At 76.2% G+C, this 20,375-nt stretch carries 25 protein-coding genes; 13 read left to right on the top strand and 12 right to left on the bottom strand.

Annotated features, from left to right (window positions below):
* The first annotated feature begins 190 nt into the window (after positions 1-190).
* Entirely contained in the window at positions 191-793 is a 603-nt protein-coding gene (locus ACK586_RS17705; RefSeq protein ID WP_409331812.1) for a dTDP-4-dehydrorhamnose 3,5-epimerase family protein, read from the top strand.
* On the opposite strand, the gene ACK586_RS17700 is transcribed toward ACK586_RS17705, so the two are convergent.
* Complete coding sequence (locus ACK586_RS17700) at positions 790-1,179, bottom strand: S26 family signal peptidase (protein ID WP_409331811.1); 390 nt, start codon at positions 1,177-1,179, stop codon at positions 790-792. The genes ACK586_RS17705 and ACK586_RS17700 overlap by 4 nt on opposite strands.
* A gap of 50 nt (positions 1,180-1,229) precedes the next feature.
* Between ACK586_RS17700 and sodN the strand changes: the two genes are divergently transcribed.
* From sodN to ACK586_RS17665, 7 genes are all read left to right on the top strand, one after another.
* A complete protein-coding gene (sodN, locus tag ACK586_RS17695) occupies positions 1,230-1,634 on the top strand; it encodes a superoxide dismutase, Ni (protein WP_409331810.1) in 405 nt (134 codons plus the stop codon).
* A 266-nt stretch (positions 1,635-1,900) separates the two neighbouring features.
* Positions 1,901-2,314, top strand: coding sequence for a VOC family protein (locus ACK586_RS17690; RefSeq protein WP_409331809.1), 414 nt, complete (start codon positions 1,901-1,903; stop codon positions 2,312-2,314).
* Between the two features lie 64 nt (positions 2,315-2,378).
* Entirely contained in the window at positions 2,379-3,638 is a 1,260-nt protein-coding gene (locus ACK586_RS17685) for a PP2C family protein-serine/threonine phosphatase (RefSeq protein ID WP_409331808.1), read from the top strand.
* A gap of 34 nt (positions 3,639-3,672) precedes the next feature.
* The gene (locus ACK586_RS17680) at positions 3,673-4,338 is read left to right on the top strand and encodes a phosphatidylserine decarboxylase (protein ID WP_409331807.1); all 666 of its coding nucleotides are present in this window, start codon (positions 3,673-3,675) and stop codon (positions 4,336-4,338) included.
* A 12-nt stretch (positions 4,339-4,350) separates the two neighbouring features.
* Complete coding sequence (gene pssA, locus ACK586_RS17675; protein ID WP_409331806.1) at positions 4,351-5,178, top strand: CDP-diacylglycerol--serine O-phosphatidyltransferase; 828 nt, start codon at positions 4,351-4,353, stop codon at positions 5,176-5,178.
* The gene (locus tag ACK586_RS17670; RefSeq protein WP_409331805.1) at positions 5,175-5,660 is read left to right on the top strand and encodes a GNAT family N-acetyltransferase; all 486 of its coding nucleotides are present in this window, start codon (positions 5,175-5,177) and stop codon (positions 5,658-5,660) included. Before pssA ends, ACK586_RS17670 begins: the two co-directional genes overlap by 4 nt.
* Positions 5,657-6,439: an HAD-IIA family hydrolase gene (locus tag ACK586_RS17665; protein ID WP_409331804.1), complete on the top strand. Its 783-nt coding sequence runs from the start codon at positions 5,657-5,659 to the stop codon at positions 6,437-6,439. The genes ACK586_RS17670 and ACK586_RS17665 overlap by 4 nt, the downstream gene beginning before the upstream one ends.
* Before the next feature lie 4 nt (positions 6,440-6,443).
* Here the strand turns inward: ACK586_RS17665 and ACK586_RS17660 are convergent, their stop codons facing one another.
* A complete protein-coding gene (locus ACK586_RS17660) occupies positions 6,444-6,962 on the bottom strand; it encodes a hypothetical protein (protein ID WP_409331803.1) in 519 nt (172 codons plus the stop codon).
* A gap of 83 nt (positions 6,963-7,045) precedes the next feature.
* Here ACK586_RS17660 and ACK586_RS17655 point away from each other — a divergent pair, with 83 nt between their 5' ends.
* Positions 7,046-8,068: a diacylglycerol/lipid kinase family protein gene (locus ACK586_RS17655; RefSeq protein WP_409331802.1), complete on the top strand. Its 1,023-nt coding sequence runs from the start codon at positions 7,046-7,048 to the stop codon at positions 8,066-8,068.
* Positions 8,069-8,388: 320 nt separating this feature from the next.
* Complete coding sequence (locus ACK586_RS17650) at positions 8,389-8,637, top strand: WhiB family transcriptional regulator (protein ID WP_091943317.1); 249 nt, start codon at positions 8,389-8,391, stop codon at positions 8,635-8,637.
* A 70-nt stretch (positions 8,638-8,707) separates the two neighbouring features.
* Here the strand turns inward: ACK586_RS17650 and ACK586_RS17645 are convergent, their stop codons facing one another.
* The 4 genes from ACK586_RS17645 to ACK586_RS17630 form a co-directional block, all read right to left on the bottom strand.
* On the bottom strand, positions 8,708-9,364 hold the full coding sequence (locus ACK586_RS17645) for a response regulator (protein ID WP_409331801.1): 657 nt from the start codon (positions 9,362-9,364) through the stop codon (positions 8,708-8,710).
* Entirely contained in the window at positions 9,336-11,492 is a 2,157-nt protein-coding gene (locus tag ACK586_RS17640; protein ID WP_409331800.1) for a sensor histidine kinase, read from the bottom strand. The genes ACK586_RS17645 and ACK586_RS17640 overlap by 29 nt, the downstream gene beginning before the upstream one ends.
* Positions 11,493-11,522: 30 nt before the next feature.
* The gene (locus ACK586_RS17635) at positions 11,523-12,218 is read right to left on the bottom strand and encodes a hypothetical protein (protein ID WP_409331799.1); all 696 of its coding nucleotides are present in this window, start codon (positions 12,216-12,218) and stop codon (positions 11,523-11,525) included.
* 145 nt (positions 12,219-12,363) lie between these two features.
* Complete coding sequence (locus ACK586_RS17630; RefSeq protein ID WP_409331798.1) at positions 12,364-13,848, bottom strand: sensor histidine kinase; 1,485 nt, start codon at positions 13,846-13,848, stop codon at positions 12,364-12,366.
* Between the two features lie 44 nt (positions 13,849-13,892).
* On the opposite strand from ACK586_RS17630, the gene ACK586_RS17625 reads away from it, so the two are divergent.
* Positions 13,893-14,453 carry a GNAT family N-acetyltransferase gene (locus tag ACK586_RS17625; RefSeq protein ID WP_409331797.1) on the top strand — a complete coding sequence of 187 codons (561 nt, stop codon included), beginning with the start codon at positions 13,893-13,895 and terminating at the stop codon, positions 14,451-14,453.
* A 25-nt stretch (positions 14,454-14,478) separates the two neighbouring features.
* Here ACK586_RS17625 and ACK586_RS17620 read toward each other — a convergent pair whose 3' ends face one another.
* Both ACK586_RS17620 and ACK586_RS17615 read right to left on the bottom strand, forming a co-directional pair.
* On the bottom strand, positions 14,479-14,736 hold the full coding sequence (locus tag ACK586_RS17620; RefSeq protein WP_409331796.1) for a biotin/lipoyl-binding carrier protein: 258 nt from the start codon (positions 14,734-14,736) through the stop codon (positions 14,479-14,481).
* Positions 14,737-14,768: 32 nt separating this feature from the next.
* A complete protein-coding gene (locus ACK586_RS17615) occupies positions 14,769-15,812 on the bottom strand; it encodes a biotin carboxylase N-terminal domain-containing protein (protein ID WP_409331795.1) in 1,044 nt (347 codons plus the stop codon).
* 186 nt (positions 15,813-15,998) lie between these two features.
* Between ACK586_RS17615 and ACK586_RS17610 the strand changes: the two genes are divergently transcribed.
* Positions 15,999-16,073 (top strand): 50S ribosomal protein bL37, encoded by a 75-nt coding sequence (locus ACK586_RS17610; protein WP_014377707.1) that lies wholly within the window; start codon positions 15,999-16,001, stop codon positions 16,071-16,073.
* A 102-nt stretch (positions 16,074-16,175) separates the two neighbouring features.
* Here ACK586_RS17610 and rsrA read toward each other — a convergent pair whose 3' ends face one another.
* Positions 16,176-16,544, bottom strand: coding sequence for a mycothiol system anti-sigma-R factor (rsrA, locus tag ACK586_RS17605; RefSeq protein ID WP_409331794.1), 369 nt, complete (start codon positions 16,542-16,544; stop codon positions 16,176-16,178).
* The gene (locus tag ACK586_RS17600) at positions 16,541-17,263 is read right to left on the bottom strand and encodes a sigma-70 family RNA polymerase sigma factor (RefSeq protein WP_409331793.1); all 723 of its coding nucleotides are present in this window, start codon (positions 17,261-17,263) and stop codon (positions 16,541-16,543) included. Before ACK586_RS17600 ends, rsrA begins: the two co-directional genes overlap by 4 nt.
* A gap of 232 nt (positions 17,264-17,495) precedes the next feature.
* Here ACK586_RS17600 and ybaK point away from each other — a divergent pair, with 232 nt between their 5' ends.
* A complete protein-coding gene (gene ybaK, locus ACK586_RS17595) occupies positions 17,496-17,969 on the top strand; it encodes a Cys-tRNA(Pro) deacylase (RefSeq protein WP_409331792.1) in 474 nt (157 codons plus the stop codon).
* On the opposite strand, the gene ACK586_RS17590 is transcribed toward ybaK, so the two are convergent.
* Together ACK586_RS17590 and ACK586_RS17585 are read right to left on the bottom strand one after the other, a co-directional pair.
* Complete coding sequence (locus ACK586_RS17590) at positions 17,966-19,480, bottom strand: fused MFS/spermidine synthase (RefSeq protein ID WP_409331791.1); 1,515 nt, start codon at positions 19,478-19,480, stop codon at positions 17,966-17,968. The genes ybaK and ACK586_RS17590 overlap by 4 nt on opposite strands.
* A 16-nt stretch (positions 19,481-19,496) precedes the next feature.
* Entirely contained in the window at positions 19,497-20,243 is a 747-nt protein-coding gene (locus tag ACK586_RS17585; protein ID WP_409331790.1) for an SOS response-associated peptidase, read from the bottom strand.
* Positions 20,244-20,375 lie beyond the last annotated feature (132 nt).

The following is a 20,375-nucleotide window of genomic DNA, read 5'->3' as shown; positions in this document are numbered from 1 at the left end:
AGCCACGTGTCATCCGCCAGCAGCTTGCGCAGTTGCTGCCCGCTCACCCGGCCCGGGCCACCCGGGTCGCCGGCCTGCTCATCGGTCACGGTCATCAGAATGCTCCCTCCCAAGGCCACAGCCCCAGGGCTCAGGCAGCTCCTACACAGACCATCTGACACGCCCGACGGAGGATCGCTACGGTGCGCCCGTGGACATCCGCGAGCTCGCCGTGCCCGACGCCTACGCCATCGACCTGGTGTCCCACGGTGACACCCGGGGCCGCTTCACCGAGTGGTACCGGGCCGACGTCCTCGCCGCCGCGACCGGCTCGGCCCTGCCGCTGGTGCAGGCCAACCACAGCGTCTCCGCCCGCGGCGCCCTGCGCGGCGTGCACTTCGCGCTGGTGCCCCCCGGGCAGGCCAAGTACGTCTACTGCCCGGCCGGCCGCGTCCTCGACGTCGTAGTCGACGTCCGCGTCGGCTCGCCCACCTTCGGCGCGTCCGAGGCGGTGCTGCTCGACAGCGAGCAGCCGCGGGCGGTGTACCTGGCCGAGGGCCTGGGCCACGCCTTCCTCGCGCTGGCCGACGGCAGCTCGGTCACCTACCTGGTCACCAGCGGCTACGACCCGTCCCGCGAGTTCGGGATCCACCCGCTCGACCCCGAGCTGGACCTGCCCTGGCCCGCCGACGTCGACGTCGAGCTGTCGGCCAAGGACCGGGCCGCCCCCACCCTCGCCGAGGCCCGGGACCAGGGCCTGCTGCCGACGATGGCCGAGTGCACGGCCCGCTACGCCGAGCGCCGCAGCGGCTAGCGACCGTCCGGGGCCGGCGGAGGGCCGCCCAGGCGCCCCGGCCGCGGCCACAGCCGGGTCACCACCCGCCCGACGACGACGGCCGGGCCGAACGCCCGGCTGTCGTCGGTGACGAACGGGTTGTCCCCCTGGACCCAGTGGCCACCGGGCAACGGGTGCACCACCCGCTTGACCACCAGCAGCTCCGGACGCGCCGGGAACCGGGCGAGCACGACGTCGCCGCCGCGCACCCGCCCGCCCGCGCGGACCCGCCGCGCGAGGAGACGGTCGCCGTGGCGCAGCGTCGGGGACATCGACGGACCGCTCACCCGGACGAGCACCCAGGGCGTGAGCAGGGCGGGGACCAGGTCAGGGACCCGCTCCTCCCCGCTGTCCGAGCCGCTCACCACGAGTAGGGTCGCAGACGACCGACCACACGATTCCCGGAGGCACGTCCATGCGTCTGTCCCGCATGCTCTCCGCCGTCGAGGCCACCGCGCACTGCGACCTCCCCTGCGGCGTGTACGACCCGGCCCAGGCCCGCATCGAGGCGGAGTCCGTCAAGGCCATCCAGGAGAAGTACCAGGCCAACGACGACCCGGCCTTCCGCACCCGCGCGATCCTGATCAAGGAGCAGCGGTCGGACCTGGTCAAGCACCACCTGTGGGTGCTCTGGACCGACTACTTCAAGCCCCCGCACTTCGAGAAGTACCCGCAGCTCAACGAGCTGTTCAACAAGGCCACCAAGCAGGCCGGCGCCGCCGGCGGCAAGGGCAGCATGGACCCCGCCGAGGGTCAGAAGCTGCTCGACTACATCGCCGAGATCGACAAGATCTTCTGGGAGACCAAGGCCGCGGCCTGAGCACACCGGACCTCCCACCGGCCGGTGCCCCCTCGGGGGCGCCGGCCGGTGGCGTCCGTACCCGCCGGCCGAGCGCGTCCGTACCCGCCGGCCGGTGACCGTCGTCCCGTCACCGGCCATCCCGGCCGCCCGGGTGGCCGACGGGGGGCCAACGCCTGCAGGCACCGCCGGCGGACGTCGCGCAGGACCGGGCGGACCGGTGCGCCGATGACTTCCCGCCGCGGCCGCCGTCTCCACCTCGACGTCCCACGACCCGAGGAGCGACCATGGCCGTCCGGCTCAACCCGTACCTGCACTTCGCCGGCGACGCCCGCGCGGCGCTGGAGTTCTACCGCTCCGTCCTGGGCGGGCAGCTCGAGGTGATGACCTTCGGCGACGCCGGCGGGGGCGGCGGGCAGTACCCCGACGACGGCGTGATGCACGCCTTCCTGCGCACCGACGCCGGCCTGGAGCTGATGGCCTCCGACGGCCACGACCCCGAGGCGGGCGGCCCGGACAAGGTCTCCTGCTCGATCTCCGGGGACGACGCCGAGACCCTCACCCGGTACTTCGAGGGGCTGGCCGAGGGCGGCACCGTCGACGTCCCCTTCGAGAAGCAGATGTGGGGTGACACGTTCGGCCAGGTCACCGACCGGTTCGGCGTCCGCTGGCTGGTCAACGCCTCCGCGCCCGCGTCCTGACCCGCTGCGGCCCCCTCCGGCCCGCACGGGCGTAACCTGCCCGCGGACCTGACGGGAGCGAGCGGTGGGACGAGGTGACGGCATCGACGTCGGTGCGCTGCTCGAGCTGGTCGAGGCCGCGCCTCCGGTCGAGGCGGTCGACGCCGTGGCGGCGGCGCTCGCGGAGCTGGTCGACGCCCGCGAGGTGAGCCTGCTGCTCGCCGACTTCAGCGGCCGCGCGATCGTGCGGCTGACCACGGCCGCCCGGGACCTCGCACCGGACGCGGGCTCCCGGGCCGCCGGCGAGGAGCGGGCGGAGACCATCCCGCTGCCGGGCAGCCGGTACGAGCGGGTGCTGCGCACCCAGGACCACGACGTCGAGCGGGTCGGCGACCTCTGGCGCGTGGTCGTCCCCGTCACCGACCGCGGTGACGCGATCGGCCTGGTCGAGCTGCTGCTGCCCGCCGAGCCGGTCCCCGCGGTGCTCGCCGAGGTCCGCACCGCCGCCCACGCGCTGGGCTACGTCGTGATCGCCGCGCGCCGGCACACCGACCTGTTCGAGTGGGGCCAGCGCACCACACCGTTCTCCCTGGCCGCCGAGATCCAGCGCCGGCTGCTCCCCGCCTCCTACACGTGCGAGGCCGGCCAGTTCACCCTGGCCGGGTGGCTGGAGCCGGCCGGCGAGGTGGGCGGCGACACCTTCGACTACACGCTCGACCGGCGCTCCCTGCACCTGTCGATCAGCGACGCGGTCGGCCACCAGGTGCCCGCCGCGCTCCTGGCGACGCTGCTCGTGGGCGCGCTGCGCAACGGCCGCCGCCGTGGCCACGACCTGGCCGCGCAGGCCGCCGAGGCCGGCCGGGCGCTGGCCGCCGAGGCCGCGCCCGGGCAGTTCGTGACCGGCCAGCTGCTGCGCATCGACCTGGAGACGGCGACGGCGACCGCGGTCAACGCCGGCCACCCGTTCCCCCTGCGGCTGCGCGACGGCCGGGTGACCGAGGTGCCGCTGGCGATCGACGCGCCGTTCGGCGTCTCCCCCGAGGTGCCCTACCGGGTGCAGTCCTTCCCGCTGGAACCCGGTGACCGGCTGGTCTTCCTCACCGACGGCATGCTCGAGCGCAACGCCGCCACGCTCGACGTCTCCCGGGCGCTGGCCGCCAGCGCCGACCTCCACCCCCGCGAGGTCGTGCACGAGCTGGGCGCGGCGGTGCTCGCGGCCACCGGCGGGAACCTCCGTGACGACGCGACCATGCTCTGCCTCGACTGGTACGGCGGTCCGCCCCGGGTCCGCACGAGCGAGCAGGGCGCCGACCGCGCGCGCACGTCCGGCCCGCCGTCCGTCTGAGCGCCGGAGGCCGTCCCGGTAGCGTGGGGCCACCATGCGCATCGACCCTGCCGGCTGGCCCTTCGTCGCCGGCCCGCTGGCCCCTGCCGCCGTCCTCTCGACCGCCGCCACTGTGTCCGGCCGCCGCTGGCCGGCGCTCCTGGCCTGGCCGCTGGTCGGCCTGTCGGCGTACATGGCGCTGTTCTTCCGCGACCCCGATCGCCGCTGCGACCGCGAGGCGGCCGCGCCCGACGACGTCCTCTCCCCCGCCGACGGCGTCGTCATGGTCGCCGGGCAGCCGCAGGAGGGCGTGGCCCCGCCCGGGGACTGGCAGCAGGTCAGCGTCTTCCTCTCGGTGGTCGACGTGCACGTCAACCGCTCCCCCTACCGCGGTGAGGTCGTGGAGAGCTCCTACCGCAGGGGCAGCTTCCTGGCGGCCTACCGCAAGGAGTCCGCGCACCGCAACGAGCGCAGCGAGCTGTGGCTGCGCGACGGTGACCGCACCGTGGTGTTCCGCCAGCTCGTCGGGGTGCTGGCCCGCCGGATCGTCACCCGCACCGGCGTCGGCCGGCACCTGGCCACCGGGGAGCGGATGGGCCTGATGAAGTTCGGGTCGCGGATGGACGTCTTCGTCCCGCCCGAGTGCGAGGTCACGGTGACCAGGGGCCAGCGCGTGCGCGGCGGCGAGACCGTCATCGCGCGCTTCCCGTCGGCCGGCTGAGGAGCCGCGGCCATGCCCAGTTCCGCGTCCGGTGCCGGCGTCCCGCAGACCCGGCGGACGGCGACGGTGGAGTTCGTCCGGGGGTCGGTGCGGGGCACCCGCCGCCGGGCGCTGGCGACGCTGCCCAGCCTGTTCACCCTGGCCAACATGATGTGCGGCTTCGTCGCCATCCTGGTCTCCATCCGCGGCGACTACACCCTGGCCGCCGTCCTGGTCGGCCTGTCGGTCGTCTTCGACATCGCCGACGGCGCGGTGGCCCGGCTGGTCGGGGCGGTCACCCCCTTCGGGCTGCAGTTCGACTCGCTGGCCGACCTCGTCTCCTTCGGCATGGCTCCGGCGCTGCTGGCCTTCACGCTGTTCTCCGAGGGCCGCGACGGCTGGGACCCGCTCGGCTGGATCGTCTGCGGCCTGTGGATCTCGTGCGCCGCCATCCGGCTGGCCCGCTTCAACACCACGATCGACCCGACCGCCGACAAGCGGTACTTCACCGGCCTGCCCAGCCCGGGCGCTGCCGGCGTCGTCCTCGCCTCGGTGTTCGCCTTCGGCGACCAGATGCAGGGCCGCGACCGGCTGTGGGTGCTGCTGATCGTCGCCGTGCCGGCCCTGCTGATGGTGAGCACCGTCCGCTTCCGGTCGTTCCGCTCGCTGGTCAGCCCCAAGAGCGGCCGCCCGTACGGGCTCATCGCCGCTGCGGTCGTGATCGTCATCGGCTTCGCCACCGTCCCGGTGGTCACCGGCTGCGTGCTGGCCTACGGCTACCTGTTCGCCCCCGTCCTGGTGCCGGTGCTGTCACCGCTGGCCCGTCTCGTCCCCGGCCGCGTGAAGGAGCTGCTCACATGACGATCCGGGAGATCCGGCCCACCGACGTCCCCGCGGTGGTCGGCCTGGTCCGTGAGCTGGCCGAGTACGAGAAGGCCGCGCACGAGGTGCGGCTCACCGAGGACGCGCTGACCGCGGCGCTGTTCGGCGACTCCCCCGCGCTCTTCGGCCACGTGGCCGTGGCCGGCGACGGCGCCGTCGTGGGGACGGCGCTGTGGTTCCTCAACTTCTCCACCTGGCGGGGCACGCACGGCATCTACCTCGAGGACCTCTACGTGCAGCCGGCCGCCCGTGGCACGGGCCTGGGCCGGGAGCTCCTGCGGACCCTCGCCGAGGTCTGCGTGCAGCGCGGGTACGACCGGCTGGAGTGGTCGGTGCTGGACTGGAACGCCCCCTCGATCGCCTTCTACGAGGCCGCCGGTGCGGTGCCCATGGACGAGTGGACGGTCTTCCGGCTGACCGACGACGCGCTCACCGGCTTCGCGGCGGACCGGCGGCCGTGAGCACCGAGCGCCGGCCGGCCGAGTGCTGGCTGACCGACATGGACGGCGTCCTCGTGCACGAGGGGCAGGCGCTGCCGGGGGCCGCGGAGTTCCTCGCCCGGCTGGTCGAGCGCCGTCGCCGGTTCCTCGTGCTGACCAACAACTCGATCTTCACGCCCCGCGACCTCGCCGCGCGGCTGGCCCGCTCGGGTCTGCAGGTCCCCGAGGAGGCCATCTGGACCTCGGCCCTGGCGACGGCGCACTTCCTGTCCACCCAGCTGCCGGGGGGCTCGGCCTACGTGATCGGCGAGGCCGGGCTGACGACGGCCATGCACGAGGTCGGCTACACGCTCACCGACGTCGACCCCGACTACGTCGTCCTCGGGGAGACCCGCACGTACTCGTTCGAGGCGATCACCCGGGCGGTCCGCCTGGTGGAGGCCGGCGCCCGGTTCATCGCCACGAACCCCGACGTCACCGGGCCGTCCGCGGAGGGGCCGCTGCCGGCCACCGGCGCGGTGGCCGCGATGATCACCAAGGCGACCGGGGCGCAGCCGTACTTCGTCGGCAAGCCGAACCCGATGATGTTCCGCAGCGCCATGAACCGGATCGAGGCGCACTCGGAGAGCACCGTGATGATCGGCGACCGGATGGACACCGACGTCGTCGCCGGGATCGAGGCGGGGCTGGACACGATCCTCGTGCTCACCGGCTCGACGCGGATGGCCGACGTGTCCCGCTTCCCCTTCCGCCCCGGCCGGGTGCTCGACTCGATCGCCGACGTCGTCGACCTGGTGTGACGGCCTAGGTCTCGGCACGCTCCGAGCGCTCGTGGAAGGCGAGCCGGGCCTCCGGCGTGGCCAGCAGGTACAGCTCCACGGCGACCAGGACCAGCACCGGGATGCCGATCTCGGGGCGGTCGGCGTTGGCGATGGTCTCGTAGGCCAGGGCGGCCAGGACGAGCTGCAGGACGATGACCGGCCCGCGCGCCCACGCCGACACCCGCCAGAGCCCCACCGCGGCGGCCGCCATCGCCACCCCGAAGATCGCGACGTAGACGACCTCAGCGACGGCGTTGCGGACGCTCTGCGCCTCGCTGGTGAGCGTCAGGTACAGCAGCACGACAGCGCCGCCGAGCAGCAGCAGCGCCTCCAGGCCGGCGACGAGCGCGGCCCGGCGGACGGCGGCCGGCGCCTGCGGCCGCTCGACCCGCGGCGCGGGGGTGCCCGGCTCGGCCGCGCCGCCCAGCAGCCGGTCGGCCCGGCTGCGCCGCTGCGGCCCCTCGGCCCCGCCGCGCCCGGCCGCTGCGCTCTCCTGCGTCACACCAGCGAGGCTACGCGTCAGGGGTCACAGGATCGGGCCGCTGCGGTGCGGGGGCGGTCACCTGCGTGGTTAGCCTGGCGGGCATGCGTGCGCTCGTGGTGGCCAATCCCGCGGCGACCTCCACCAACGCCAAGGTGCGCGACGTCCTCGTCGGCGCCCTCGGCAGCCAGCTGAAGGTCGACCTCGCCGAGACGACCCACCGCGGCCACGCCCGCGAGCTGGGCTGCCAGGCCCGCGACGACGGCGTGGACATCGTGGTGGCCCTGGGCGGCGACGGCACCGTCAACGAGGTCGTCGACGGGCTCCTGCACGCCGGCCCGGGCGCGGAGGTCCCCACCCTCGCCGTCGTCCCGGGCGGCTCGACCAACGTCTTCTCGCGGGCGCTGGGCCGGTCCCGGGACCCGGTGGAGGCGACGGCGGAGATCCTCGACAGCATCCGGGCCGGGCGCACCCGGCGCGTGTCGCTGGGCACCGCCAGCGCGTCGGGCACCAGCACCGCCCCGGCCGAGCCGGTCGACCCCGCGGCCGCGCCGGTCCTCGCCGCCCGCGACGCCGCGGCCCACCCGGCGTGGACCGAGCCGCGCTGGTTCGTGTTCGCCGCCGGCCTGGGCTTCGACGCCGAGGTCATCGCCCGGGTCGAGGGGCAGCGCGCCCGCGGCCGCCGCTCCACCGGCGCGCTGTACGTCCGGGAGGCGACGGCGGCGTTCCTGCTCGGCCGCGAGCGGCGCCGGCCGGCGGTGACCGTCCAGGTGCCGGGCGAGCCGGCCCGGGACGCGGTGTTCCTCTGCCTGGTCTCCAACGTCAGCCCGTGGACCTACCTGGGCGCCCGGCCCATCAACCCCAGCCCCGAGGCCTCGTTCGACGCCGGGCTCGACGTCTTCGCACTCGGCCGCACGGGGTCGGTCGGCATGCTCCGCACGCTGCGGCAGGTCATGAGCCCGCAGCCGGCCGTGCGCGGCCGGCGGGTGCACCGCTGGCACGACCTCCCCGAGGTGACCCTGACCGCGAGCCGGCCGCAGGGGTGGCAGCTGGACGGCGACCACCTCGGCACCGCCACGGGACTGCGGCTGCGCTCGGTCCCGGCCGCGCTGCGCGTCATCGCCTGACGCACCGGCTCCGCGGCCCCCTCGCGCGCTGCGCGCCGGCCGTCGAGGGCACGGACAGGGCCTCCTGTCAACGATCCGGACCCACCCGAGTGGCGGCCCTATCACGGCCGTGGTGAGCTTGCTCACGAGGGGTCCCACCGGGCCCTGGTATCGCTTGACAGGCGTCCGTGTCGTGAAAACATCGCGACCAGGAACGCAACCTGCCGGTAACAAGAGCAGGCGGTCGCTGGTAGACGACACGGAGTGGTGTCGCCCGCGCAGACGCCCGGAGACAGCGGCCCGACCGGCACACCGTAGACGACTTCGAGGAGCACACCACCATGGACTGGCGCCACCGCGCCCTCTGCCGCGACGAGGACCCGGAGCTGTTCTTCCCGATCGGCACGACCGGCCCCGCCACCGTGCAGGTCGAGCAGGCCAAGGCGGTGTGCCGGCGCTGCCCGGTCGTGCAGTCCTGCCTGGACTGGGCCCTGCGCTCCGGCCAGGACTCCGGCGTCTGGGGCGGCCTCTCCGAGGACGAGCGCCGCGCGCTGAAGCGCCGTCAGTCCCGGACCCGCGTCCGCGCCTGACGAGGCACCGCACCACCACGCGAGAGGCCGGCCCGGCTCCCGGGCCGGCCTCTCGCGTGTCCGGACCCGGTCAGCGGGCGGGGCCGCCCAGCCCCGAGCGCTGCGCCATCTCCGCGGCGGCCGCCCGGTCGGCGACCTGGAGCTTGGCGAACACGTTGGACACGTGGTTGCGCACCGTCTTGCCGCTGACCCCGAGCGCGTCGGCGATCTGCGGGTTCGTGCGGTTCCGGGCGACCAGGTCCAGCACCTCGCGCTCCCGCGCCGTCAGCTCGGGGAACGGCGGCTCCGACAGCGTCGCCGGCGGGGTCGCGAAGAACGCCGCCAGCCGCAACGCGATGCTCGGCCCGAAGATGGCCTCCCCCTCGGCGACCGCGCGCACCGACCGCAGGATCTCCCCCCGCCCCGCGCCCTTCAGCAGGTAGCCGCGGGCGCCGGCCCGCAGCGCGGCGAACACCGAGTCGTCGTCGTCGGACATGCTGAGCACGAGCACCCGCGCGTGCGGACTCGCCGCCACCAGTGCCTCGGTGGCCGCGACGCCGCCCATGCCGGGCATCCCCAGGTCGAGCAGGACCACGTCGGGCGAGGTCCGGCCGACCACGGCGAGCGCCTCCTCGCCGCTGGCCGCCTCCCCGCAGACCTCGAGGTCCGGTGCGGTGCCCAGCAGCGCCCGCAGACCGGCGCGGAAGTGCGCGTGGTCGTCAACCAGCAGGACGCGGATGCGCTCCACGGTCCCCTCCGTCCTCCCCCGGCTCCAGCGGCAGCTCCGCGCGGACGACGGTCCCCCCACCCGCGCGGGCGGTGACGGTACAGCTCCCGCCGAGCTCGGCCGCCCGCTCCCGCATCGAGGCCAGCCCCACGCCGGTCGCCGAGGAGCGCGCGCCGCCGCGGCCGTCGTCGGCGACCTCGACCAGCAGGAGCGCGGCGCCACCGGTGAGCCGCACCCTCGCCGCCGCGGCGCCGGCGTGCCGGTCGACGTTGGCGACCGCCTCGACGGCGATGCGGTAGGCGGCGACCTCCACCGCGGCCGGGAGGGACCCCAGCGGCTCGGGCACCTCCAGCGTCACCGGCGTCCCCGACCGCGGCCGGCCGGCCAGCGCGGCGGCCAGGGCACCGGCGAGGCCGAGGTGGTCCAGCGCCGGCGGGCGCAGCCCGTCGACGAGCCGGCGGACGTCGGCCAGCGCCGTCCGCGCGTCCTCGGCGATCTCCTCGAGCAGCCGCCGGACGACGGCGGGGTCGTCGACCTCCTGCGCGGTCTCCGCCCTCATCGCCAGGCCGGCCAGCACCGGGCCCAGGCCGTCGTGGAAGTCCCGGCGCAGCCGGCGCCGCTCCTCCTCGCGGGCGAGCACCAGCCGCTCGCGCGAGCGCTGCAGGTCCGCCGCCAGCCGGCCGGCCCGCTCGCTCTCCCGGGTGGCCCGCACCGCACCGGCGATCGCCGCCGCTAGGTCGCGCAGCACCCGCAGGTCCCGCCGGCCGAGCGTCGCCTCCCCGGGACGCGGGGCCAGGAGCAACCGGCCGACGGGCTCACCGGCCGACAGCAGCGGCAGCGCGACCGGGGCGCCGGGCAGCTCACCCGCCGCGATCCGGGCGCCCCCGGCGACCTCGATACCGGCGCCGGGCAGCTGCAGGGCGTCGCGGACCGTCTCGGCGGCCGCGGAGAGGGACACGGCACCCGGCGCGGTCTCCAGCTGCCGGCCGAGCCGGGCCAGGATCGCGTGCGGGTCGCCGCGCTCGCCGTACAGGAGCCGGTCCACCCGCCGCTGGAGGACGCTGCGCACCGGCGCCAGCAGGACCGCGGCGACGACGGCGGCCCCGAGCGAGGCCGGCAGCCGCACCGTGCCGCCGAGCAGGGAGCTCGCCGCCGCCACGCCGGCGAGGTACAGGCCGGCGACGGCCGCCGTCAGCCCGACGAGCACGACCGTGCGGCTGATCAGCCGGTCGATGTCGAGGAGCCGGTGGCGGACCACGGCCACCCCGAGCCCGACGGGCAGCAGGCTGGCCGCGACGGCGCCGGCCAGCTCCCACCCGTGCCCGGAGGGGAACAGCTCGCCGGGGGTGGCGTCGGTCGCCCCCACGAGGAAGCGCCCCGCGACGAGGAGCGTGGCCAGGCCGACGGCGTAGGCCAGCCACTCGCCCTGCTGGCGCAGCCGGGACCCGGCCGGGGCCCGGAGCACCCGGCGGACCAGGTCCGCACCCGCCGTCACCAGCACGACGCCGGCGACCACCGTGCAGACCCCGGCCACGGTGTCGGCCAGCGGGCCCAGCCCCGGCACCCCCAGCGGGTTGGGCCGGCCCGGGGCACCCAGCTGCTCGTCCCGTCCCGGCCGCAGCGCCGAGACCACGGCGGTGGCGGCGGTGACGGCCCAGAACACCCGCAGCGGCCAGCGCCAGCCCGGCGCCGGCCGGCCGTCGGGGAAGAACACCGGCGTCACGGTGAGCAGCGCGTTGGCCGGCACCCACAGCCACGTCTGCGGCCAGCCGAGCACCGCCGCGGCGACCGATCCCGCCGGCAGGTGGAGCGCCAGCTGCCCGCACCCCTCGAGCAGTGCGAAGGCTGCCGCGCTGCCCAGCAGGAGGTGGCCCAGCGGGTTGTCGGGGCGGCGGCGGACCACGAGGCCGCCGGTGACCGCGCAGACCGTGACGGGGAGCAGGTGCAGCGACCCGGCGACCGGCACCCCGCGGGCCAGGGCGAGGACGAGGCCGGTGGCGGCCAGCGCCACCGCCGTGGCCGGCAGGGCGGCGCGGCCCAGCCGCGCCGCGCCCCGGCCCCCCGCCTCGTCCGGCGCGTCCCCGGCGTGCGCACGGCCGGCCGCCGAGGGGGCGGGGGCGACCCGGGGACCGGCCGCGGTCGACGACACGGCGGGCACGGTAGCGGCCGGCGGCCGGGATCAGGCGCGCCGGCGGCCGAGCGCCGCGGAGAGCGCCGTGACGGCGACCCACGTCCCGCCGGGCAGGACGGCCACGTACTGGACCGGCAGCACCTGCGAGGCGGCCAGCAGCACCGCGAGGACGGCGCTCAGCACCGCGATCGGGCGCCCGACCGAGCCGTTGCGGAACCCGCCGACGGCCACGGCGGCCGCCGAGACGCCCAACGCGCCCCAGAGCCACGGGAGCGTGTTGTAGAGCGCCAGGTGGGCGCCGACGGTGTCGGGGTCGAAGGGCTGGTCGCCGGCCAGCGCCCAGTAGAGCTCGGTGCAGATGCCGCCGCCGACCAGGAGCGCCCCGGCGGTCACGACGAGGCCGGCCGCGGCCAGCCCGGGCACCAGGCTGCCGGCCGGCTCCTGCCGCGCCAGCGAGCGGTGCAGGCCCGCGGCGAAGACGAGGAGGCAGGTGGCCGCCACGGCGCACACGACCTGTTGGGCCCACACCAGGCCGGCGCTGCCGGTGACGGCCGCGAGCAGGGCGTCGTTGTCCTCGACGACGCCGGTGGACGCGTCGTAGGTGTTGCCGGTGAGCATCAGCCCCGGGACGCCGACGAGGGCGCCCGCCAGGCCCGTCCAGGCCCAGGCGCGGCCCGGGGGGCGGGTCGGCGACACCGGCGGCGGGGTGTACGGGGTGGCGGGGACGGGCTGGGTGGCGGTCACGGTGGTCCTCCTCGGGTCCGGTTCGAGGAGGGGACCCTCGCGCCGCGAATGACCCGGCCGCACGGGGCGACGCGTCCCGAGCGTCCGGGACATCCGCGGGACGTCGGGCGACGACCTGGTGCCCCGGCCGTCGGGCGGCCGCGCGTCAGCGGCGGGGGCGGCCCGCTCCGGGGAGGTCGAGCACCACCTCGGTGCCCGCGCCACCGTCGGCCGGCCGGCCCATCGTCAGCCCGCCGCCGAGCTCGCTGGTGACCAGCGTCCGCACGATCTGCAGGCCGAGCCCGTCGCTGGCGGCCGGATCGAAGCCCTCCGGCAGGCCGGTGCCGTCGTCCCGGACCCGCACGACGAGGTCGTCGCCGGCCCGCTGCGCCTGCAGCTCGATGCTGCCGGTCTCCCCGTCGGGGAAGGCGTGCTCGGCGGCGTTGTGCAGCAGCTCGGTGACCGCCAGGACGAGCGGCGTGGCCGCGGCGGCGGGCAGCTCGCCGAAGGCCCCGGTGCGGCAGGTGCGCGCGGCGGGGCCGATGGAGGCCAGGTCGCCGAGCATGGGCAGCACCTGGTCCAGGACGTCGTCCACGTCGACGACGTCCTCGCGGCTGCCGGCCAGCGTCTCGTGCACGATGGCGATCGAGGCGACCCGGCGCACCGACTCCTCGAGGGCCGCCCGGGCCGCGGGCTCGGTCATCCGCCGGGCCTGCAGCCGCAGCAGCGCCGCGACGGTCTGCAGGTTGTTCTTGACCCGGTGGTGGATCTCGCGGATGGTCGCGTCCTTGGTGAGCAGCGCGCGGTCGCGGAGCCGGACGTCGGTCACGTCGCGCACCAGCACCAGCGCGCCCTCCTCCCCGCCCGGCGCCTGCAGCGGCAGCGCCCGGACGAGCAGCGTGGCGCTGACCCCCTCGAGGTCCATCGGCTCGGGGAAGCGGCCGGCGACGGCGGCGCGCATGCCGGCCCCCACCGCCTCGCCCGCGACCCGGTCGACGGCCACCTCGCGGCTCAGCCGCGCCAGATCGGCGCCGACCACGTCCCCGGTCACCCCGATCCGGCGGTAGGCCGACAGGGCGTTGGGGCTGGCGTACACGGCGCGCCCGGCGCCGTCGAGCCGGACCAGGCCGTCGCCGACCCGCGGGCTGATCTCGGCGTCGAGCACCTTCTGCGGCGGGAACGTGCCGGCCGACACCATCAGGCACAGGTCCGCAGCGATGTCGAGGTACGTGAGCTCCAGCGTGGACGGCGACCGGGTGACGGCCAGGTTGGTGTCGCGCGCCAGCACCGCGACGACGACGCCGTCGTGGCGGACCGGGATCACCTCCCGCCGCCGCGGCGTCGCGCCCGACCAGTCCGGCTCGCCCTCGGTCACCGGCCGGCCCTCCTGGTGGGCGACGACGAAGGGCTCGGCGTCCTCCCCCTCGACCTCGCTGCCGACCAGGTCCTCGGGCTGGCTGGTGGGCGCCGTCAGCGGTCGCACCTGCGCCACGCACCACCAGGCGCCGGTCTTGAGCGGCACCCACAGGGTCAGGTCGGCGAAGGAGAGGTCGGCCAGCAGCTGCCAGTCGGCGACCAGGCGGCGGGCGTGGTCGACCTGGGACGGCGAGGTGGCCGAGCCACGCGTCAGGCGATCGGAGAGGCTGCTCATGGTGGCCCGAGGGTATGTGGCGGCGCCGCCTAGTCTCGGACGTCGTGACCCGCACGACGCCGCCCGCGGCCTCCGCTGCCTCCCCCGCCGCGCCCGTCGTCGAGCCGGCGACCGCCGCGGACTTCGACGACATCCGCCGGCTGACCGTCGGCGTCTACCGCGACGAGGAGCTCGCCTCGCCGGTCTACCTCGGCGAGCTCGGCGACGTCGAGGGCCGGGCCGCCCGCGCTCTGCTGCTGGTCGCCCGGCGGGGCGGCGCGGGGGCCGGTGGCAGTCCCGGCAGCGGCGTCACGGGCATCGTCGGGAGCGTCGCGCTCGTGCTGGACGGCGACTTCGGCGAGATCACGGCCGACGACTCCGAGGCCGCCTTCCGCATGCTCGTCGTCGACCCGGCGGCCCGGGGTGCGGGCATCGGCGAGCTGCTCGTGCGGGAGTGCCTGGCGCGGGCGCGCGCCGCCGGGAAGACCACGATGGTGCTCTCCACGGATCCGCGGATGAGGGCCGCGCACCGGCTCTACGAGCGGCTGGGGTTCCGCCGGCTGCCCGAGCGCGACTGGTCGCCGGTGCCCGGCGTGGACCTGCGGGTGTACGCCCTGCCGCTCTGACCGGCGCGCAGCTCGCCCCGGGGGCTCAGGACGCGTCGACGGTGGCGATCAGGTCGCCCTCCTGGAGCACCTCACCCTCGACCACGTGCAGCGCCGTCACGGTGCCGGACCGCTCGGTGAGGACCGGGATCTCCATCTTCATCGACTCGAGGATGACCAGCGTGTCGCCCGCGGCGACCGGGGCGCCGGGTGCCACCAGGACCTTCCACACGCTGGACACCATCTCGGCGTGGATCTCCTCGACCGCCACCGGCACCTCCCCACCTCGACGCTGCCGGTTCATCCAACCACTCCCCGCGTCGGCGGCGGACCGGGTCAGGCGTCCGGGGTCAGGTCCCCGGAGGCGAGCCGGTCCAGCACGGCGCAGACCTCGGGCCCGTCGTGCGGGACGCCGGTCCCGCCCAGGCCCGTGAGCGCGTCACTGACCGCCCGGGCCGCGGCCGGCACGTCGGCGGCGCCGGCGCTGACCGTGGCCAGCAGCGCGTCGTACCAGCCGTCGAGGCGGTCACCGGGCTCGTAGCCCCGGGTCGCCACGAGCTCCAGGGACCGGCGTCGCCCGCGCAGCCGACCCGGCCCCGGCAGCCTGCCGGTCACCCGTCCCGCCGTGCCCGGCGGCAGCGTGGCGCGCAGCTGGACGGCGACCGCGGCGCGCGTCGGGTCCGCGGGGGTGGGCAGCTGCCCGGTCGTGCCCGCCGCGCTGCGCAGCGCGAGCTCGACGGCGTCCACCGCGTGCGCCCGCTCGAGCACCGCCATGTCGAGGGAGAAGCCGGCGGCGACCTCGGCCAGCTCACCGTCCGGGTCGACCCCGACGGTGACCAGCCCCCGCCAGCCGACGTCGACCAGCCGGCGGACGGCCGCGGGCAGCGGCGGCGGCTCCCGCGGCGTCCACGAGACCCGGGCGATGCCCGCCGCCCGGTCCCGGGTCACCGGGGTGAGGCAGCGCAGCCCCTCGTCGGTCACCCAGCCCAGCAGCCCCCGCTCGCTGGCCGGCTCCACGCCGTCCCCGCCGAGCCGCTCGAGCACGGCGGCGTCGGGACCGACCCAGGTGAGCCCGGCGGCGACGACCGCGCCCGCGAGGCGGGCGTTGCCCGCCAGCGCCGGCGGGACCGGCAGGACGGCCCGGACGCCACTGCGGCGCGCGGCCTCCACGATCCGGTCGACGGCCAGGTAGGACTCGGCGGCCGGCGCCGGCCCCAGCAGCACCGCGTCGTCGGCCAGCCGCACGTGCAGCGCGTGCCGCTCGGCCTCGGAGTGCACGGCCACGGCCTTGACCTCCAGCCGCGAGCAGGCCGCGATCACCGCGCACGCCGCGGGACCGCGCCCGGCGACGAGCACGCTCTCGATCCCCAGCTGGGTCACGGCCAGCAGCCCTCCCCTGTCCGTCCGTGCCGTCCGGCGCGGTCCCCCGCCCCGGACGTGAGAGGCTTGTCCGGTCAGCTTGGCGGGTCCGCCAGGAGCCCGCACACCCGGGTCCCCTGCCGCCCGCCGGTCCGGGGCGCCCGCCGCCGATGCGTCGGGCGCACGAACGAGGAGAGGAGGGCAGCGATGTCCAAGCGTGGACGCAAGCGTCGCTCCCGGAAGGGCAACAAGGCCAACCACGGCAAGCGGCCCAACGCCTAAACAAGGACCCCCTCGCCCCTCGCCGCTCGCGAGCTCGCGGCGCCGGCCCCGTCCAGAGGCTCGCCCCGAGCTGGCGAGGGGTGAGGGGGACGGGGTCCTTCGTCAGGCGGTGGGGCGCTCGCCGGTCCGCTCGGTGACGACCTCGGTGGTCAGCCGCTCGACGCTGACCGTGGTGCCGTCCTCCTCGAAGGAGACGGTGGTCAGCTGCATCTTGATCCGGTCGCGCAGCCCGACCGGCGGCGCGTCGCCCCCGCAGCGGCGGCGGACCAGCGCCTTGAACTCCTGCTCGATCCCAAACTGCCGCAGGCAGGGCGAGCAGTCCTCGAGGTGCTCGGCGATGACGGCGCGGCGGCTGTCGTCGGTCTCGTGGTCGAGGAACTCGAACACGTGCGACAGGACGTCGTCGCAGGAGTCGATCTGCAGGGGCTCGTCCTGGTGGCCGTGCCCCTCGTGCCCGGAGTGCTCGCTCACGACGCCTCCTCCCCGGCACCGGCGCGGACGAAGCCCCGCTCGCGGGCGTAGTCGGCCAGCAGCTTCTGCAGCCCCCGGCGGCCGCGGTGCAGGCGGGACATCACCGTGCCGATGGGTGTCCCCATGATCTCGGCGATCTCCTTGTAGGCGAAGCCCTCGACGTCGGCGAGGTAGACCGCGAGCCGGAAGTCCTCGGGCAGCTGCTGCAGGGCCTCCTTGATGTCGGAGTCCGGCAGGTGGTCCAGCGCCTCGATCTCGGCCGAGCGCAGGCCGCTGGAGCTGTGCTCCTCGGCGGCGTAGAGCTGCCAGTCCTGGATCTCGTCGGTGGGGTACTGCTGCGGCTGCCGCTGCTTCTTGCGGTAGCTGTTGATGTAGGTGTTGGTGAGGATCCGGTACAGCCACGCCTTGAGGTTCGTGCCCTCGGCGAACTGGTGGAAGGCGGAGTAGGCCTTGACGAAGGTCTCCTGGACCAGGTCCTCGGCGTCGGCGGGGTTGCGGGTCATCCGCAGCGCGGCCGGGTAGAGCTGGTCGAGGTAGGGCAGCGCGTCGCGCTCGAAGCGGGCGTCGCGCTCGGCGCGGGTCTCGGCCGCCTCGGTGCGGCTGCCGCCCTCGCGCGCCTCCGGCACCTCGACGGGAGCGCCGGGCACGGGCTCGGTCGCGGGCGCGGCCCGACCGGCCGTCGGCTCCTCCGGGGGTGTGCTCGTGGGCTCCTGGGCCACCGACCGTCCTCTCTGCGCACCCCGGGCGCGGGGTGCCACCTCGGACGATCCTAGTCGCGCGGCATCGGGGCGGCCCGGCGGCCGGCGGTGCACGGTCGGGCCGGCACCGGCCCGCGCGCGGGCGGTGGGGAGGGCGCTGCTCACGGCGGGTGCAACCGGCACCGCGCGCGACCTGTTCCCCCGGTCGGGGAATCGACGCCGGCCGGGGGACGCCTGGTTAGAGTGCCGCCCCGTGGCGGCCACCCCCGCGGTCCGGGTCCTCGAGAAGGCCGGCGTCCCGCACACCCTCCACCCCTACGATCCCGAGCACCCCGACGACCAGGGGTACGGCGAGGCCGCGGTCGCGGCCCTGGGCTCGGACCCGCGCCAGGTGTTCAAGACGCTGGTCACCCGGGTGGACGGTGCCCTGACCGTCGCCGTCGTCCCGGTGGCGGGCAGCCTGGACCTCAAGGCGCTGGCCGCGGCCGCCGGTGGCCGCCGGGCCGCGATGGCCGACCCGGCCGACGCCGAGCGGACCACCGGCTACGTGCGGGGCGGGATCAGCCCGCTGGGTCAGCGCAGGGCGCTGCCGACCGTGGTGGACGACTCCGCCCTCGGCTTCGCCACGGTGCTGGTCAGCGCCGGCCGCCGCGGGCTGCAGGTGGAGCTGGCACCTGCCGAGCTGGTGCGGCTCACCCGGGCCCGCACCGCGCCGATCGGGCGCTAGCCCGGAGCGCCGTAGGGCGTCAGCAGCTGGTCGACCGGGGCGTGGTCGTCGGTGAGCACGCCGGCGTCGCCGATGAACGCGTCGAGCCGGGCGCCGTCGGCGACGTGCCAGGCGAGGTCCCGCTCGGGCAGCGCGGCGGTGATCTCCTGGACCGGCAGCGGCCGCTGCGAGGCGACCGCGACGACGTTGCCGCCGTCCTCCCCCGCGAGCACCGGCGCCCGCGCCAGCAGGACCACGTGCGCGAAGACCGCACGCAGGGTGGCCAGCTCGGCGCGCACGAAGTCCAGCGGCGGGTGGTCGATGAGGTTGACCACGTACACCCCGCCGTCGGCCAGCGCGGCGTCGACGTCCTCCAGCGCCTCCCGCGTGGTGAGCTGCCACGGCACCGAGAGGCCGCCGAAGGCGTCGCCGACCACCAGGTCACGCCCTCCGGCGGGCTCGTCGGCCAGGCCGATGCGGGCGTCGACGACCCGCACCGCCAGTTCCTCCGAGGTCCGCAGCCCCAGCTGCTCGCGGTCGACCTCGACCACCCCGGGGTCGACCTCCAGCACCAGGCTCTCGGTGCCCGGCCGGACCTCGGCGAGGTAGCGCGGCACGGTGAGCCCGCCGCCGCCCAGGTGCAGCGCCGACAGCGGCTCCCCCGCCGGGGCGACGACGTCGGCCACCGAGGCGATCGCGCGGATGTACTCGAACTCCAGGTGGGTCGGGTCGGCCAGGTCGACGTAGGAGTGCCGCAGGGTGTCCAGCAGCAGCACCCGGCCGGTCGGCCGGTCGGGGTCGGCCGCCACCCGCGCGCAGTGGTAGGCGGTCTCCTCCTCGCACGGGCTCGGCGCGAACGAGGCCAGGAGGGTCGTGGCGACGGCCAGCACGAGCAGGCCGCCGGTGAGCCGGCCGGTGCCGGCGGAGCTGCGGCGCAGGTACACCGCCGCGGCGATCCCCGTGGCGACGGTGACCAGGCCGGTGCCGACGAGGATGCCGCTGGTCGGGAACAGCGCGACCAGCACGAAGCCGGTGAGGAAGGTCGCCGCGATCGCGCCCAGCGTGCCGATGCCCGACAGCCGGCCGACGACGGCCCCGGTCTCGGCGAGGCTGGCCAGCTGCAGCTTGACCACCATCGGCGGCACGGCCGACAGCAGCGCCGCGGGCACCACGATCGCGACGAACGCCAGCACCAGCACGCTGCCGGCGTCCCCGCCGCTGAACGCCTGGCCGGTGAACCGCACCAGCGGGAGGACGGCCACGATCAGCGCGCCGCCGGCCACCATCAGCGGCGGGATCAGCCGGCGCGGGTCGGTGCGGTCGGCGAGGCTGCCGCCGGCCCACGCGCCGACGGCGATGGCGGCCAGCGCGAAGCCGATGACCGCGGTGTTGGTCTGCAGCGTGACGCCGACGTAGGGCGCGATGAGCCGCAGCGCGGCGATCTCCATCACCAGGACCGCGCCGGAGCTGAGGAAGGTCAGCGCGGCCGCGACCCAGCCGGGCAGCGCGCGGACGGCCGGCGCCGTGGTCACCGAGGACGGCGCCACCTCAGAACAGCGCCGGCTGGTCGGCCGGCTCGCCGACCGACTCCGACCGCTCGGTCAGCTCGCGGCCGTTGTTCTGCACGCTGTTCACCCGGGTGCTGACCGGTCGCAGCTCCAGGCTCTCGACGAGTTCGGCCGGGGTGGGCCGGGCCAGCGCCGCGACGTCGTCGCGGCCCGGGTCCAGCCACTCGGCCCAGCGGTCGCGGGGCAGCACCAGCGGCATCCGGTCGTGGATCTCCGCGAGCGCCCCCTGCGCCGGGGCGGTCACCACGGTGCAGGTGTAGAGCCGGTCGTCGCCCTCCCCCCACACCTCCCACAGCCCGGCCATGGCCAGCACCGACCCGTCGGCAGGCGTGACGAAGTACGGCTGCTTGCCCGGCCGGTCCAGCCGCCGGGCCCACTCGTACCAGCCGTCGGCCGGCACCAGGCAGCGCCGCGAGGCGGCCGCCCGGCGGAAGGCCGGCTTCTCCGCCAGCGACTCCACGCGGGCGTTGAGCAGCCGGTTGCCGATGGACGCGTCCTTGGCCCAGGAGGGCACCAGCCCCCAGCGGACGGCGCGCAGCTCCCGGTGGCCGCCGCCGGTGAGCGCCCCCTCGGCGTCGCGCTCGCGCCTGTGCCGGACGACGTACACGTCCTTGGTCGGGGCGACGTTGTAGTCGGCCGGCAGCGGCCGCTGCCCCTCCGCCGGGACCGCCTCGAACTCCACCACCAGGTCCTCGGGACGGCGGCTCGCCGCGTACCGACCGCACATGGCGCGGCTCCTCCTCGGGGGCTGACGGACTCCTCGCGGGACTGTCCCCCCGACCTTAGGTCTGGAGTACGACGGCCCGCGCCGCGCGTGAGACCACGGTCTCCGGGTAGGGGTCGGTGTCGGGACGCAGCG

It is taken from the genome of Trujillonella humicola, from assembly GCF_046233715.1.
GTDB lineage: Bacteria > Actinomycetota > Actinomycetes > Mycobacteriales > Geodermatophilaceae > Trujillonella > Trujillonella humicola.
The sequence above is the reverse complement of the archived record's forward strand: the minus strand, read 5'-3'. Positions and strand labels throughout refer to the sequence as shown.

Bases quoted from the DNA above. Each gene is read 5' to 3' on its own strand.
- sodN (WP_409331810.1), top strand. From the start codon at position 1,230: ATGCGTCTGTCCCGCATGCTCTCCGCCGTCGAGGCCACCGCGCACTGC.
- ACK586_RS17690 (WP_409331809.1), top strand. From the start codon at position 1,901: ATGGCCGTCCGGCTCAACCCGTACCTGCACTTCGCCGGCGACGCCCGC.
- ACK586_RS17680 (WP_409331807.1), top strand. From the start codon at position 3,673: ATGCGCATCGACCCTGCCGGCTGGCCCTTCGTCGCCGGCCCGCTGGCC.
- pssA (WP_409331806.1), top strand. From the start codon at position 4,351: ATGCCCAGTTCCGCGTCCGGTGCCGGCGTCCCGCAGACCCGGCGGACG.
- ACK586_RS17670 (WP_409331805.1), top strand. From the start codon at position 5,175: ATGACGATCCGGGAGATCCGGCCCACCGACGTCCCCGCGGTGGTCGGC.
- ACK586_RS17655 (WP_409331802.1), top strand. From the start codon at position 7,046: ATGCGTGCGCTCGTGGTGGCCAATCCCGCGGCGACCTCCACCAACGCC.
- ACK586_RS17650 (WP_091943317.1), top strand. From the start codon at position 8,389: ATGGACTGGCGCCACCGCGCCCTCTGCCGCGACGAGGACCCGGAGCTG.
- ACK586_RS17630 (WP_409331798.1), bottom strand. From the start codon at position 13,848: ATGAGCAGCCTCTCCGATCGCCTGACGCGTGGCTCGGCCACCTCGCCG.
- ACK586_RS17620 (WP_409331796.1), bottom strand. From the start codon at position 14,736: ATGAACCGGCAGCGTCGAGGTGGGGAGGTGCCGGTGGCGGTCGAGGAG.
- ACK586_RS17585 (WP_409331790.1), bottom strand. From the start codon at position 20,243: ATGTGCGGTCGGTACGCGGCGAGCCGCCGTCCCGAGGACCTGGTGGTG.